Origin of the sequence: Streptomyces sp. NPDC048290, from assembly GCF_040652095.1 — a bacterium.
In the GTDB taxonomy this organism is placed as follows: Bacteria; Actinomycetota; Actinomycetes; order Streptomycetales; family Streptomycetaceae; genus Streptomyces.
The window spans coordinates 133014-147565 of record NZ_JBEZLM010000001.1 but is presented as its reverse complement, the minus strand read 5'-3'; the positions used below and the strand labels follow the sequence as shown (position 1 = coordinate 147565).

General features: G+C 73.0%; 13 protein-coding genes. 6 read left to right on the top strand and 7 right to left on the bottom strand.

Annotated features, from left to right (window positions below; genetic code table 11):
- Positions 1 to 5: 5 nt before the first annotated feature.
- Positions 6 to 278, top strand: coding sequence for a ferredoxin (locus AB0D49_RS00615; RefSeq protein WP_362748386.1), 273 nt, complete (start codon positions 6 to 8; stop codon positions 276 to 278).
- Positions 279 to 378: 100 nt separating this feature from the next.
- Here AB0D49_RS00615 and AB0D49_RS00610 read toward each other — a convergent pair whose 3' ends face one another.
- Positions 379 to 1491: an alpha-hydroxy acid oxidase gene (locus tag AB0D49_RS00610; protein WP_362748383.1), complete on the bottom strand. Its 1113-nt coding sequence runs from the start codon at positions 1489 to 1491 to the stop codon at positions 379 to 381.
- On the bottom strand, positions 1478 to 2599 hold the full coding sequence (gene hppD, locus AB0D49_RS00605; protein ID WP_362748380.1) for a 4-hydroxyphenylpyruvate dioxygenase: 1122 nt from the start codon (positions 2597 to 2599) through the stop codon (positions 1478 to 1480). Before hppD ends, AB0D49_RS00610 begins: the two co-directional genes overlap by 14 nt.
- Before the next feature lie 191 nt (positions 2600 to 2790).
- Between hppD and AB0D49_RS00600 the strand changes: the two genes are divergently transcribed.
- On the top strand, positions 2791 to 4131 hold the full coding sequence (locus AB0D49_RS00600) for a PLP-dependent aminotransferase family protein (protein ID WP_362748378.1): 1341 nt from the start codon (positions 2791 to 2793) through the stop codon (positions 4129 to 4131).
- Positions 4128 to 5303, top strand: coding sequence for a prephenate dehydrogenase (locus tag AB0D49_RS00595; RefSeq protein WP_362748375.1), 1176 nt, complete (start codon positions 4128 to 4130; stop codon positions 5301 to 5303). Before AB0D49_RS00600 ends, AB0D49_RS00595 begins: the two co-directional genes overlap by 4 nt.
- A 180-nt stretch (positions 5304 to 5483) precedes the next feature.
- On the opposite strand, the gene AB0D49_RS00590 is transcribed toward AB0D49_RS00595, so the two are convergent.
- The 4 genes from AB0D49_RS00590 to AB0D49_RS00575 form a co-directional block, all read right to left on the bottom strand.
- Positions 5484 to 6656 carry an ABC transporter permease gene (locus AB0D49_RS00590; RefSeq protein ID WP_362749283.1) on the bottom strand — a complete coding sequence of 391 codons (1173 nt, stop codon included), beginning with the start codon at positions 6654 to 6656 and terminating at the stop codon, positions 5484 to 5486.
- Between the two features lie 74 nt (positions 6657 to 6730).
- Positions 6731 to 7495 (bottom strand): ABC transporter ATP-binding protein, encoded by a 765-nt coding sequence (locus AB0D49_RS00585; protein ID WP_362748372.1) that lies wholly within the window; start codon positions 7493 to 7495, stop codon positions 6731 to 6733.
- Positions 7492 to 8772 (bottom strand): peptidoglycan-binding domain-containing protein, encoded by a 1281-nt coding sequence (locus AB0D49_RS00580; protein ID WP_362748369.1) that lies wholly within the window; start codon positions 8770 to 8772, stop codon positions 7492 to 7494. Before AB0D49_RS00580 ends, AB0D49_RS00585 begins: the two co-directional genes overlap by 4 nt.
- Positions 8769 to 9338 carry a hypothetical protein gene (locus AB0D49_RS00575; RefSeq protein ID WP_362748366.1) on the bottom strand — a complete coding sequence of 190 codons (570 nt, stop codon included), beginning with the start codon at positions 9336 to 9338 and terminating at the stop codon, positions 8769 to 8771. Before AB0D49_RS00575 ends, AB0D49_RS00580 begins: the two co-directional genes overlap by 4 nt.
- A gap of 112 nt (positions 9339 to 9450) precedes the next feature.
- On the opposite strand from AB0D49_RS00575, the gene AB0D49_RS00570 reads away from it, so the two are divergent.
- Both AB0D49_RS00570 and AB0D49_RS00565 read left to right on the top strand, forming a co-directional pair.
- Positions 9451 to 10104, top strand: a complete 654-nt coding sequence (locus AB0D49_RS00570; RefSeq protein WP_362748363.1) for a response regulator transcription factor — start codon at positions 9451 to 9453, stop codon at positions 10102 to 10104.
- Complete coding sequence (locus AB0D49_RS00565) at positions 10085 to 11263, top strand: ATP-binding protein (protein ID WP_362748360.1); 1179 nt, start codon at positions 10085 to 10087, stop codon at positions 11261 to 11263. The genes AB0D49_RS00570 and AB0D49_RS00565 overlap by 20 nt, the downstream gene beginning before the upstream one ends.
- 26 nt (positions 11264 to 11289) lie before the next feature.
- On the opposite strand, the gene glgX is transcribed toward AB0D49_RS00565, so the two are convergent.
- Positions 11290 to 13404, bottom strand: a complete 2115-nt coding sequence (glgX, locus tag AB0D49_RS00560) for a glycogen debranching protein GlgX (protein ID WP_362748357.1) — start codon at positions 13402 to 13404, stop codon at positions 11290 to 11292.
- A gap of 286 nt (positions 13405 to 13690) precedes the next feature.
- On the opposite strand from glgX, the gene AB0D49_RS00555 reads away from it, so the two are divergent.
- Positions 13691 to 14536: a Tat pathway signal sequence domain protein gene (locus AB0D49_RS00555; protein ID WP_362748355.1), complete on the top strand. Its 846-nt coding sequence runs from the start codon at positions 13691 to 13693 to the stop codon at positions 14534 to 14536.
- Positions 14537 to 14552 lie beyond the last annotated feature (16 nt).

Genomic DNA, 14552 nt, shown 5'->3' with positions numbered 1-14552 from the left:
GACCCATGGAGATCCGGATCGACCGGGACAAGTGCGTCAGCGGCGGGGTGTGCGCCATGTTCGCGCCGCAGATCTTCGACCAGGACGACGACGGGGTGGGCGTCGTCGACAACACCGCCCCGCCCGCCGAACTCGCCGCCGCCGTACGGTCGGTCGCCTGGCGCTGCCCCGGGCACGCCATCTCGGTCCACGAGGACGAGCCGGACCCGCCCCGACCGGTCCACCAGGACCAGCCGGACCCGCCCCGGCCCGGCACTCCGGCGTCGGCCCGGCGGTGAGACCGCGTCGCGCGGGACATCCCCCGACCCGCCGCGACGCACCAGTGCCCGGCAGGGATCTCCCTGCCGGGCACTTCCATGCGCCGGTGCGCCGCCCGCCCTACGGCCGGACCGTGACCGTCGTCAGCCGCCGCGCCTCGGCCGGGGTCGCGCACCCGGCCAGCCCCAGCGCGTCGGTCAGCTCGGCGGCGAACAGCTCCAGCACCCGCCGGACCCCGTCCTCGCCGCCGGTCGCCAGTCCCCACACCGGGGGCCGGCCGACCAGCACCCCGGACGCGCCGAGCGCCAGCGCCTTCAGCACATCCGTGCCGCCCCGCACCCCGCCGTCCACCAGCACCTCGTACGCGGCGCCGACCGCCTCCCGCACGGCGGGCAGGGCGAGCAGGCCGGGCACCGCCCCGTCGAGCTGGCGGCCCCCGTGGTTGGAGACCACCAGCGCGTCGGCCCCGTACTCCACGGCCCGGCGGGCGTCCTCCGGGTCCAGCACGCCCTTGAGGACCAGCGGCAGCCGGGTCGCGGTCCGCAACCGCTCCACGTCCGTCCAGGTCAGCGACGGCGAGAACAGCTCCGCGGTGTGCGCCGCCACCGCGGACGCCCCCGCCCCGCCCCGGTGCGCCGCCGACGGGGCGTCACCGAGATGCGCCGCGCGCACCCCGTCCGGCAGGGCGAAACCATTGCGGACGTCCCGCAGCCGCCGCCCCATCCACGGCACGTCGACCGTCAGCACCAGCGCCTCGCAGCCCGCGTCCTCGGCGCGCCGCGCCAGCTCCAGCGTCCGCCCGGTGTCCCGCAGCCAGTACAGCTGGAACCACACCGCGCCGCCGACCGCCGTGACCTCCTCCACCGGCACACTGCTCAGCATCGCCAGGGTGAACGGCACCCCGGCCGCCTTCGCGGCGCGCGCGGTCGCCAGCTCCCCGTCCGGATGCGCCAGCCGGTGGTACGCCACCGGCCCCACCGCCAGCGGCATCCGCGCCGGACGCCCCAGCAGCGTGCTGTCCGGGGCGCACCCGGAGACATCGGCGAGCACCCGGGGCCGGACGAACACCGCGTCGAACGCGGCCCGGTTGGCGGCCAGCGACCGCTCCCGGCCGCTGCCCCCGGCGATGAAGTCCCCCACCTCGCGGGACAGGACCACCGCGGCGACCCGCTCGATGCCGCTCAGGTCGAGCGGGTCCGCCGCCGCGTCCCGACGGCCGTCAGCGCCCGTCATGCTGCCCGGACTTCGCCAGCTCGACCGCCTCGTACAGCGCCTTGATGTTGGCGCTGCCGAACGTGCCCGCGCCCTGCCGCTCGATGACCTCGAAGAACAGGGTCCGGCGGGGGTGCGTGGAGCCGGTGAATATCTGGAACAGCTGCCCGCCGTGGTCCTCGTCGGCGAGCAGATGGGTCTCGCGCAGCGTGGCGATGGAGTGGGCCTGCGGCGCGATCCGCCCGTCGAGCAGGTCGTAGTAGGTGTCCGGGGTCCGCAGGAACCGCACCCCGCGCGCCCCCAGCGCCCGGACCGTGCGCGGCGCGTCGTCGCTGGAGTACGCGATGTGCTGGACCCCGGCCCCGTCGTGGTTCTTCACGAACTCGTCGATCTGGCCGGGCTGCGCCCGGGTGTCGGGCTCCAGCAGGGTCAGGGTGACCGCCCCGTTGGGGCTCTGCACCACCTTCGACTCCATCGCCTGGGTGCCCACCACGATCCGCTCCTCGAAGATCTCCCGGAACCCCAGCGCGTTGCGGTAGAACCGCACCGTCGGCTCCAGGTCGCCCGCGGGCACGCACACCGCGAAGTGGTCGATCTCCAGCAGCCCGACCTCGCCCGCCCACTCCGGCGCCGCGCCCGCGACCGGGGTGAAGCCGTCCGGCAGCCCGGCCAGGTCGTCCGGGTCCCGCTCCACCAGGGTGTGCACCACGTCCCCGAACCCGCCGATCAGCGCGCTCGCCCGGGGCCCCGCCCCGTCGTGCCGCTCCGCCGGGCGCAGCCCGCGGGCACCGCCCGCCACCGCCGCCGCGAACGCCGCCGCCGCGTCCCGGGTGCGCAGCGCGATGTCCGCCACGCCGTCGCCGTGCGCCGGGAGATACGCCGACGCCGGATGCCGCTCGCTCAGCGGGACGGTCAGGACCAGGGTGATCCCGCCGTGCCGCAGCGCGAGTCCCCGCCGGTCCTCGGAAACGCACTCACCGACCACCGAGAATCCATAGGCGTCCCGCCAGACCCCGGCCGCCGCCGCAAGGTCCTCGACATACATCTCGACATAGTCGATCGTGTAGTGACTGATGGGGTCGTTACCGCTCTGATTGCCGCTCGAACGGCCGCTGGCTCGATCATTCATGACGGTCCCTGGGTCGTAGCGGATCGGAATTTCCGGCACCACCGTACAACTCGTTCCGAAAATACCGAACTGTCAAAATAAGCGACCGATAACCGCAGGTGAAAAGGGTCGATGAAGGGTCGATGAGGGATCGGCAGGGTGTCAAAAAAGCGCCGTTGTCGGGGCTTGCGCGGTACGTGATACTGGCCCCCATGCAGATCCGGGAAAGTCTTGCGGAATTGAGTTCGGAGCCGCTGCACGCATCGCTCACCGCTGCGTCCATGGAGTCGATGAATCTGCTGAACAATATCGCCGGCGCCTATCCGTCGGCCGTGTCGTTCGCAGCCGGCCGGCCCTACGAGGGATTCTTCGACACCGATCAGCTCTTCACCTATCTGAAGGTGTTCACGGGCTATCTGCGCGACACCCGCGGCATGACCGAGCAGCAGATCGCCCGCACCCTCTTCCAGTACGGCGACACCAAGGGCGTGATCAACGAGCTGATCGCCCGTCATCTCGCCGTCGACGAGGGCGTCGACGCCGACCCGGGCGCGATCGTGGTCACGGTCGGCTTCCAGGAGGCCCTGTTCCTGGTGCTGCGCGCGCTGCGCGCCGACGACCGCGACACCCTGCTCGCCCCGTCCCCCACCTACGTCGGCCTCACCGGCGCCGCCCAGCTCACCGATCTCCCGGTGCTCCCGGTGCCGTCCGGCGACGGCGGCCTCGACCTGGACGAACTGGTACGGCTGCTGCGCACCGCCCGGCACGCCGGACGCCGGGTCCGCGCCTGCTATGTCACTCCGGACTTCGCCAACCCCGTCGGCGTCAGCATGTCCGTCCCCGACCGGCACCGGCTGCTGGAGATCGCCGCCGCCGAGGGACTGCTCCTGCTGGAGGACAACCCGTACGGGATCTTCCACCGCACCCCCGACCGCCGCCCGCCCACCCTCAAGTCCCTCGACCCGCACGGCCGGGTCGTCTACCTCGGCTCGTTCGCCAAGAGCGGGGTCGCCGGGGCCCGGGTCGGCTTCGCCGTCGCGGACCAGCCGATGCCCGACGGGACGCTGCTCGCCGACCAGCTCTCCAAGATCAAGAGCATGTTGACGGTGAACACCTCACCCGTCGCCCAGGCCGTCATCGGCGGCAAGCTGATCGCCCACGACTACAGCCTGGTCGCCGCCAACACCGCCGAGACCGCCGTCTACCGGGCCAACCTCGGCCAGGTCCTCACCGGACTCGGCGCCCGCCTGGGCACCGTCCCCGGCGTCTCCTGGAACGAACCCGACGGCGGCTTCTTCGTCGTCGTCACCGTCCCCTTCACCGTCGACGACCCGTTCCTTGAGCACACCGCGCGCACCCACGGCGTCCTGTTCACCCCCATGCACCACTTCTACGGCGACGGCACCGTGTCCCGGCAACTGCGGCTGTCGATCAGCACCCTGACCCCGGACCGGATCGAGGAGGGCCTCGACCGGCTGGCCGCCGCCGTCACCGACCGGATCGCCGCGGACCGCGCGAGCGGCGTCGCCGTCCCCACCGGGGCCGCCTCGTGATCCGCTCGCTGGCCGTCGTCGGCACCGGACTGATCGGCACCTCCGTGGCGCTCGCCGCGGCTCGCCGCGGACTGCCGGTCCATCTGCTCGACGCCGACGCCTCCGCCGTCCGTACCGCCGAACTCCTCGGCGCCGGTACCGCCCGGCCGCCCGCCGAACCGGTCGACCTGGCCGTCCTCGCCGTCCCGCCGAGCAAGGTCGCCGACGTCCTCGCCGACCAGCAGGCCCGCGGGCTCGCCCACAGCTACACCGATGTGGCCAGCGTCAAGGCCGCGCCCGAGCGGGAGGTGCTGGCCCGCGCCCCGCGCCCCACGCACTTCGTCGGCGGCCATCCGCTCGCCGGACGTGAGCGCTCCGGCCCGCTGGCCGCCCGCCCCGACCTCTTCCAGGACCGGGTGTGGGTGCTCACCCCGTCCCGGCTCACCTCCAAACGCGCCTTCGACCGGGCCCTCGATCTGATCGCCCTGTGCGGCGGGGTGCCCACGGTGATGCAGAGCGCCGCCCACGACGAGACCGTGGCGCTCACCTCGCACACCCCGCACCTGATGGCCAGCCTGGTCGCGGCCCGGCTCGGCGGCCGTTCCCCGGTCACCGCGCTGCTGGTCGGCCAGGGCTTCCGGGACGCCACCCGGATCGCCCGCGGCGAGGCCCGGCTGTGGACCGACATCATCGAGACCAACGCCGGGGAGGTGGACCGCGTGCTGGCCGCCGTCCAGGGCGACCTGGACCGGCTGCGGGTCGCCGTCCAGGACCTGGCGGCCCGTCACCCGGCCGACCGCTCCCGCGCCCGGCGCGATCTCACCGGCCTCCTGGAGCGCGGTACCGCCGCCCTGGAGACCCTCCCGCCGACGGCGGCCGAGGCACGCTCCGCCGCCGGTCTCGCCCGGGTCGACGTCACCATCGCCGAGCGGCCCGGCGAACTCGCCCGGCTCCTCGACACCGCCGCCGCCCATGGCGCGGGCCCCGACACGGTCGCCGCCCCGCTCGCCCCCCGGGGCACGGACGGCCCCCTCGTCATCCGCTTCGAACTCACCCCCGCCGAGGCCGACACCCTGGCCCGGAAACTCGCGGTGGCGGGCTGGACGGTGACGGACACGGGCACGGGCACGGACTCGGCCACGGATACGGACACGGCCACGGACTCCCGGGAACCGGCCCTCACCACCTCCTGAACCCACCCCTGTCCCCCTGTCCCCCTGCCACCCTTGTCCCCGCTGTCCCCCCGTCCCCCCTGTCACACACCGAACCCTCCCCGGTCGACCGGACCGGGGAGGGGTGAGGTCCGGTCGGTCCGGACCTCGCACGGTGCCCTTCGCGGGGGATTCGAGGGCCACCCGTGTCCAGGGCGGCGGTCAGGGCGTCGCCAGCGCCTCCGTCGGAGGCAGCCGGGCCGCGCGGACCGCCGGATAGAAACCGGCCAGCGCCCCGATGATCAGCGTGGAGCCGACCCCGCCGGCCATCGCCCACACCGGCACCACCGAGGGCCAGCCCTGATAGGACGCGTACCCGAGGGTGACCGCGATGCCCAGGGTGACCCCGCCGACCCCGCCGAGCGCGGACAGCAGCTGCGACTCGCACAGGAACTGATTGCGGATCTGCCCCCGGGTCGCCCCCAGCGAGCGGCGCAGACCGATCTCCGAGCGGCGCTCCAGCACCGAGATGACCATGGTGTTGGCCACCCCGACCCCGCCGACCAGCAGCGCCACCGCACCGAGCCCGAGCAGCAGCCCGCTCAGTGTGTCGTCGGTGGCCTCCTTCGCGGCGAGCACGTCGGACGGCCGGGACACCGCCACCTCGTCCGGCTTCTCCGGGTTGGTGGTGGCCCCGAGGATGCTCTGCACCTCGGACACCTTCGCCTCGACCGCCCGGACGTGGATCACCGTCGGATAGCCGTCGAACCCGAGGTGCTCCTCGGCGTACGGCCAGCCGACCAGCGCCTGTGTGTCCAGCTCCGGCGTCAGCGCGTTGGGCGCCAGCAGCCCGATCACGGTGAACCAGCGGTCGCCCAGCCACACCTGCACATCGGCTCCGGCCCGGTGCACCCCGAGCTGCTCGGCCGCGCTCGGCCCCAGCACCACGGAGGGGTACTGGTCGTTGGCCGCGTTCAGCCAGCGCCCGTCGGTCAGCTCGGCGCCGGTCGTCTCGGTCAGGTTGGTGCGCGCCGCGTAGACCGCGATACCGCTGGTCTCGGCCTCCGGGATGTGGTCGTTGCGGTAGACCTTGGCGTCGACCTTGCCGAGCGCGCTCACCGACTCCACGTCCGGGATGTTCCCGACCATCTGCACCGACTCGGTGGGCAGATGGGACGCCTCACCGCTGAGCGAGGGCCCCGGGGTGACGGACAGCAGATTGGTGCCGAGCGCCGCGAGGCGCCGGTTGAGATCCTCGGTGCTGGAGGTGGAGATGCCCACCACGCCCACCATCGCCGCGATGCCGATGGCGATACCGAGCGCGGACAGGAACACCCGCATCGGCCGGGCCCGCAGTCCGTAACCGCCCACCCGCAGCACATCGGCCGGGCTCATCCGGGCCGGACGCGGCCGTCCCGCGCCGCCCGCCTTCGCCCCGGCCTTCGCCTTCCGTCCCCCCGCCGCCCTGCTCAACGCCCCTCCCCGGAGCCCTCGGTACCGCCCGCGGTGACCGCCGGAGCCCCGGCCGCGGCCAGCTCCCGCCCGCGCCCCCGGTCCCCGGTGTCCGCCGAGTCGTGCTCGATCCGGCCGTCCTTCAGCCGTACCTCACGCGGCAGCGACGCGGCCACGTCCCGGTCATGGGTGATGACGACGACCGTGGTCCCGGCCTCGTTCAGCTCGTGCAGCAGCTCCAGCACGGTCGCCCCGGAGCGCGAGTCGAGCGCGCCGGTCGGCTCGTCGGCCAGCAGCAGCGGGGGATCGCCCAGCACCGCGCGGGCGATGGCGACCCGCTGCTTCTCACCGCCGGACAGCTGGTGCGGCTCGTGGTAGAGCCGGTGCCCGAGGCCCACCCGGCGCAGCGCGGTCTCCGCGAGCCGCCGCCGCCGCGCCCGGGGGGTGCCGCTGTAGAGCATCCCGTCGGCCACGCTGTCCAGCACCGGGATACCGGCGGTGAGATGGAACTGCTGGAACACGAACCCGATGGTCCCGGCGCGCAGCGCCGACAGCTCGCGGTCGCTCAGTTCGGCCACCGCGTGCCCGTCCACCCGGACCTCGCCGGACGTGGGACGGCTGAGCGTCCCCATGATGTTGAGCATGGTCGACTTGCCGGACCCGGACGGACCGACGATCGCCACCAGCTCCCCGCGCCCGATCACCAGACTGGTGTCGGCCAGCGCCACGACCTCCCCGTACTTCTGGGAGACCTGGGTCAGCTCGACGACGTTCGGTGTCACTTGGGCACCCCCACGTCCATGCCCTCCTTGATGCCGGACCCCTTCACCTCGACCAGGCCGTTGGCGAACATGCCCAGCTCCACCGGGACCAGCTCGCTGCCGCCGCCCGCCGTCGGCACCTCCAGGGCGTATCCGCCGCCCTGCCGGGCCATCAGCGCGTTCACCGGCACCGAGAGCACGTCCCGGCGGCTGTCGGCCTCCAGGATCACGTCCACCGAAGCGGCCTGGTACCGGCCCAGCTTCTTCTGGTCCGCGATCCTCAGCTCGACCGGCAGGGTCGCGTCCTCGGCGCCCTGGCCCTCACCGGCCCCGGCGCCGGACCCGGCCGCCGCGGACCCCGGGGTGCCGATCGTGGTGACCTCGCCGACCACGGTGGAGCCGTCCGGCAGCCGCACGGTGGCCTTGGAGCCCTCCTTGACCAGATCCTCGTGCTGCGGGTCCAGCTCCATGGAGATGATCCGCTCGGTGCCGGTCCAGGTGAGCACCTCGCCCCCGGCGAGCGCGCCGGGCGAGGTGCTCAGCTCGGCGACCCGCCGGGCCCCGGACGCGACCACCGCGTCCCCGGGCCGTACGGTCCCGGTCTCCTCGGCGTTGAGGTCGTCCTGCCACTCCTGGACCGCCTCGGCGGTACCGGCGGTGTAGGTGTCGTCGACCTCGAACCCGGAGTAGCCCAGCTCCGCCAGATTGCGCTCCAGCAGCTTGACGTCGGAGCCCTCCACGCCGGTCTCCAGCGTGCGGTAGAAGGGGATCGCCCCGTACAGCAGCGGTACCTTGCGCTCGTTGACCCGGTACACGGTGTCCCCGCGGGTGAGGGTGTCGCCCTCGCCGGGCACCCAGGTGATGAACTCACCGTCGGCCCCGGCCCCGCTCGCGGCGCCCTGCCCGGACTGCCCGGACTGCCCGGACACGGCGGACGAACCGTCCGTGACCGCCGTCGGATCACCGTGGCCCAGCGTGCCGTCCACGGTCTCCGTGCTGGTCAGCGTCATCCGCTGGACCTGGGTGGTGGCGGCGGGCCCGTCCGGCGCGGTGGACGCGGCGGCCGTGTCGTCACCGCTGAAGAACCCCGTCGCGGCCAGCCCCGCCGCCGCGGCCACGGCGATCGCCACGACCACGATCAGCGCCGTACGGCCCTTGCCGCGCCTGCGCCGCTCCTTGGGCGCGGGGTCGGTGTCGGCGGCGACCGGGGCCGGGACGGGCTCCTCCGCGGCGACCGCCGGGGCGGAGCCGCCCTCCACGACGGCCGGCAGGTGCTCCGTCTCGTCCTGGGTGGTCACTGGCCCCCGCCGCCCTGGATCATCATGCCGCCGCCGGGCCACTTGTCCTGGCAGGCGGCCCGCGCCTGCTGGAACGCCGGGTCGGCCATGCTCAGCCCGGCACCGCCGAAGTCCAGCGCCATCTGGCCGCCGTTGATCTCCGGGTCGGGGAAGGCGGGCACCCCGTTGGAGCGGATGCACTCCGCCCACGCGGCGACCTTCGTAGGATCGAGCGGCTCACCGCCCTGCTGCTGGCCCTGGGCCTGCGGCGCCTTGTCCCGGCACGCCTCCATCGCGCCCTGGAACTCGGGGGAGTTGGTGTCGACACCGCCGGCGTCCATCCGGACACCGCCGTCGGCCTGCTGCGGATCGGGGAACGCGGGCACACCGTTGGCGCGCATGCACTCGGCGAACACCAGTGCCTGGTCGAACTGGCTGCCCGCCGCCGCGGACGACTCGGACGACCCGTCGGCGCCGTCGGCCGCGTTGGACTCGCCGGAACAACCGCTGATCAGCGCGCCCGTGAGGAGCAGGGATACCGGAAGAAGAGCGCGCCCGACCAGGGCGCGACGCTGTGTGGAGAACATGCGAGGAGTTCTACGCCGGGCCCGGTTACACCCGGGGAACAGCGGTGTCCAACTCCCTCACCCCGCCCACGCGTTATTCCCCTGTTATCGCCCGCAGGGCATCCTGACCGGCATGAGAGTGCTCATTGTCGACGACCACCTCGAACTCGCCGAGACCATCGCCGCCGGACTCCGGCAGGAAGGCATGGCCATCGACCTGGCACTGGACGGACAGCAGGCGCTGGAGCAGGCCACCGTGTACGACTACCACGTGATCGTGCTCGACCGTGACCTGCCGCTGATGCACGGCGACGAGGTGTGCCGCGAGCTGGTCCGGCTCGGCTCCCGGGCCCGCATCCTCATGCTCACCGCGTCCTCCACCATCGCCGACCGGGTCGACGGCCTCAGCCTGGGCGCCGACGACTATCTGACCAAGCCGTTCGCCTTCGCCGAACTGGTCGCCCGGGTCCGCGCCCTGGCCCGCCGCGCCCACCCCGCCGTACCGCCCGTGCTCACCCATGGCGATCTGTCGATGTCGCCCGCCGAGCACACCGTCTCGCGGGGCGGACGCCAGCTCGATCTGTCGCCGAAGGAGATGGCCGTCCTGGAGCTGCTGCTCGCCGCGCGCGGCGCGGTGGTCTCCGCCGAGGAACTCCTCGAACGGGCCTGGGACGACGCCACCGACCCGTTCACCAACACCGTGAAGGTGACCATCAGCCGGCTGCGCCGCAAACTGGGCGACCCGCCCGTGATCGAGACGGTGCCCCATGTCGGCTACCGCATCTGAGCCCGGCGGCCGGTTCCGCATCCGCTGGTCGGCCCGGCTCCGCCTCACCCTGCTCTACGGCACGCTGTTCCTGGTGTCCGGCGCCACCCTGCTGGCGGTCACCTACCTCCTGGTGGTGCAGAGCCCGGCGTCCAAGGGCACCCAGCTCACCACCCGGAACGTGTCCAACGACCCCGCCCGCTCCCAACTGCGCACGGACATCTCGTTCGTCGCCGACCGGGAGCGCCAGGAGGCCCAGCGCACCCTGCTCACCCGCTCCGGGATCGCGCTGGGCATCATGACCGGTGTCTCCGGCGGACTCGGCTGGGTGGTCGCCGGACGGGTGCTGCGCCCGGTGCGGGTGATGACCGAACGGGCCCGGCGGATCTCCGCGCACAATCTGCACGAGCGGCTCGCCATGCCGGGCCTCCCGGACGACGAGCTGAAGAACCTCGGCGACACCTTCGACGGACTGCTCGCCCGGCTCGACGCGGCCTTCGACGCCCAGCGCCGCTTCGTCGCCAACGCCTCGCACGAACTGCGCACCCCGCTGACCCTCCAGCGCACGGTGATCGAGGTCGCCCTGAACACCCCCGACCCGGACGCCAAGGCGCTGCGCGCGGTGTGCGAGCGGGCGCTCGCCATCGGCGAGGACCAGGAGCGGCTGATCGAGGCGCTGCTGACGCTGGCGAGCAGCCAGGGCGGGGTCTTCAGGACCGACCGGCTGGACCTCGCCGAGGTCGTCGCGGACGTCGTGGACGAGCTGGAACCCACCCGCCCCGCCGATGTCACCCTGGACATGTCCCTGGCCCGCGCCGTCACCCAGGGCAACACCAGCCTGGTGGAACGGCTGGTGGGCAATCTCGTCGGCAACGCCCAGCGCTACACCAACCCGGGCGGCTGGATCAAGGTGAGCACCGGACTGCCGGGCGGCCTCCCGCAGGTCCGGGTGGTCAACAGCGGCCCGGTGGTGCCCCGCGATGTCATCCCCTCGCTGTACCAGCCCTTCCAGCGACTCGGCCACCGCTCGGCACGCGCCCGGGGCCACGGTCTCGGCCTGTCCATCGTCGCCGCCATCGCCAGCGCCCACCGCGCCCGCATCACCACCGAACAGGGCCCGGAGGGCGGCCTGGACATCACGGTGACGTTCCCCCGCACGGGGTCACCGGGGCCCCCGTGACCCGACCCCCGGCGGAGCCGGGCCGCTCACGCCGGGCGCTGGAGGACCGTCAGACTCCGGTCCATCAGCGTCAGCCGCTCACCGGCCCGCACCTTCGGCCCGGTGCCCGGCGGCACCCCCTCCGGGCGGGCGGTGTCCACCACCACCTGCCACTGCTGACCGTGATCGGCGGGCACCTCGAACTCCAGCGGGTCCGGCGAGGCGTTGAACATCAGGAAGAACGAGTCGTCGCTGATCGGCTCCCCGCGCGGCCCCGGCTCCGAGATCGCGTTGCCGTTGAGGAACACCGCCAGCGCCGAGGCGGGCGCCGCGTCCCAGTCCCGCCGGGTCATCATCTGGCCCTGAGGGGTGAACCAGGCCACGTCGGACAGCTCGTCGCGGGTGCCCTCCACCGGCCGCCCGTGGAAGAACCGCCGCCGCCGGAACACCGGATGGTCCCGGCGCAGCCACACCATGGCCCGGGTGAACTCCAGCAGCTCCCCGCCGGCGCCCGGCTCCGGCCAGTGGACCCACGCCAGCTCGTTGTCCTGGCAGTAGGCGTTGTTGTTGCCGCGCTGGGTACGGGCGAACTCGTCGCCGTGGCTGATCATCGGCACCCCCTGGGACAGCATCAGCGTGGCGATGAAGTTGCGTGTCTGCCGGGCCCGCAGCGCCCGTACGTCCGGGTCGTCGGTGTCGCCCTCGACCCCGCAGTTCCAGGACCGGTTGTGGCTCTCGCCGTCCCGGTTGTCCTCCCCGTTGGCCTCGTTGTGCTTCTTCTCGTAGGACACCAGGTCGCGCAGGGTGAAGCCGTCGTGGCAGGTGACGAAGTTGATCGAGGCCAGGGGACGGCGGCCGTCGTCCTGGTAGAGGTCGGAGGAGCCGGTCAGCCGGGACGCGAACTCGGCGAGCGTGCGCGGCTCGCCCCGCCACAGGTCCCGTACGGTGTCGCGGTACTTGCCGTTCCACTCCGTCCACAGCGGCGGGAAGTTCCCCACCTGGTAGCCGCCCTCGCCCACGTCCCACGGCTCGGCGATCAGCTTCACCTGGGAGACCACCGGGTCCTGCTGCACCAGGTCGAAGAACGACGACAGCCGGTCCACCTCGTGGAACTGCCGGGCCAGGGTCGCCGCCAGATCGAAGCGGAACCCGTCCACATGCATCTCGGTCACCCAGTACCGCAGCGAGTCCATGATCAGCTGGAGCACATGCGGGGAGCGCATCAGCAGACTGTTGCCGGTCCCGGTGGTGTCCATGTAGTAGCGCCGGTCGCCGGTCAGCCGGTAGTACGACGGGTTGTCCAGCCCCCGGAAGGACAGCGTGGGGCCCAGATGGTTGCCCTCGGCGGTGTGGTTGTACACCACGTCGAGGATCACCTCGATCCCCGCCTCGTGCAGCGCCTTCACCGCCGACTTGAACTCCAGCACCTGCTGGCCCCGGTCGCCCCAGGAGGCGTACGCGTTGTGCGGGGCGAAGTAGCCGATGGTGTTGTAGCCCCAGTAGTTGTTCAGCCCCATGTCCACCAGCCGGTGGTCGTTGACGAACTGATGGACCGGCATCAGCTCCAGCGCCGTCACCCCGAGATCCGTCAGATGCCCGATCACCGCCGGATGGGCGAGCCCCGCGTACGTCCCGCGCAGCTCCTCCGGCAGCCCCGGGTGGCGCATGGTCAGGCCCTTCACATGGGCCTCGTAGATCACCGTGTGGTGGTACTCGGTGCGCGGACGGCGGTCGTCGCCCCAGTCGAAGTACGGATTGACCACCACCGCGCTCATGGTGTGCGGCGCCGAGTCCAGGTCGTTGCGCCGCTCCGGCGCGCCGAAGTGGTAGCCGTACACCTCCTCGCCCCACCGGATCTCCCCGGCGACCGCCCGCGCGTACGGGTCGAGCAGCAGCTTCGCCGCGTTGCAGCGCAGCCCGCGCTCCGGCGCGTACGGGCCGTGCACCCGGAAGCCGTAGCGCTGGCCCGGCATCACACCGGGCAGATACGCGTGCCGTACGAACGCGTCGGTCTCCCGCAGCTCCACCGCCGTCTCGGAGCCGTCGTCGTGCAGCAGACACAGCTCGACTCGGTGCGCGGCCTCCGTGAAGACCGCGAAGTTGGTACCGGCGCCGTCGTACGTGGCACCGAGGGGATACGCCTGTCCAGGCCAGACCTGCATGGACCCGACTCTTCCAGGTGCGGCGCCCGACCGGGGCCGCCTTGCGCCCGAGTCTCCCGGAAAGTCAGGGAACCCACGGCGACTTGGGCCCCTCTTATCCGTCGACCGGGCAGGCCGTGACCGGCGCGTCGCGCGTGACCAGCGCGACGGACCGGCACCGACCGGCACCGACCGGCACCGACCGGTACCTACTGGTACCTACCGGTACCGACCGGCACCGCAGTCGGCCTGCCGCAGCTGATGGGGCAACACGTACTCCCGGACATGAAGAGGAGTAGGGGGAATTGTGCGCGAGATAGTGCGCCGCCACCTGGGCAAGGTGGTGGCCGGGGCGGGCCTCGCCGTCGCGGGCACGGCGGCGATGGTGGCCGTCACCCTGCCGGGCACGGCGGGCGCCGACGACACACCGGCGTCCGGTGCCGGCGGGCAGTCGTCCGCCGCCGGACAGCCGTCCGCGGCGGGCGCCGCGGGCACCGCGGACGGCCAGGCCGCGCCGCCGCCCGGTGTGGTCGAGGAGGTCCCGGCCGAGGGCGAACGCGGCCAGGGCCGCGACCCGCTGACCGACGACGAACTGGAGCGGGTCGAGCGGATCGCGCTCGGCGGACAGCGGGCGGCGCTGCGCTCCGCCGAGGGCGTGGACGGCGAGCGGGGCCCCGAGCGGCTCGGCATCGACCTCGCCGAACCCGACGCGGCCGACCTGGACGACCCGGACGCGCCCCGGCGCGCGGACGTCACGTTCTACGACTACAAGAACGACACGGTCGTCACCAGGACCGTGAACCTCGACACCGGCAAGGTCGAGAAGTCCGCCAGCGAGCGGGGCGTCCAGCCCCCGCTGACCTACGCGGAGACCGTCGAGGCGGCCGAGCTGCTGCTCGCCGACCCGCTCGGCGCGGGCCTCAAGGCCGACTACAAGGACGCCACCGGCAAGCCGCTGACCTCCACCGACCAGCTGAAGATCACCAGCATGGTCTACCGGTCCACGCCGGGCGCCCAGCAGGCCGTCGTCGCCAAGTGCGGGGAGCACCGCTGCGCCCGCCTCTTCCCGAAGGTCGTCAACGGCCCCTGGATCGACGCCCGCGGCTTCGTGATCGACCTGAGCACCCGCAAGGTCGGCACGCTCACGCCCTGACCGGCACACCTCATAC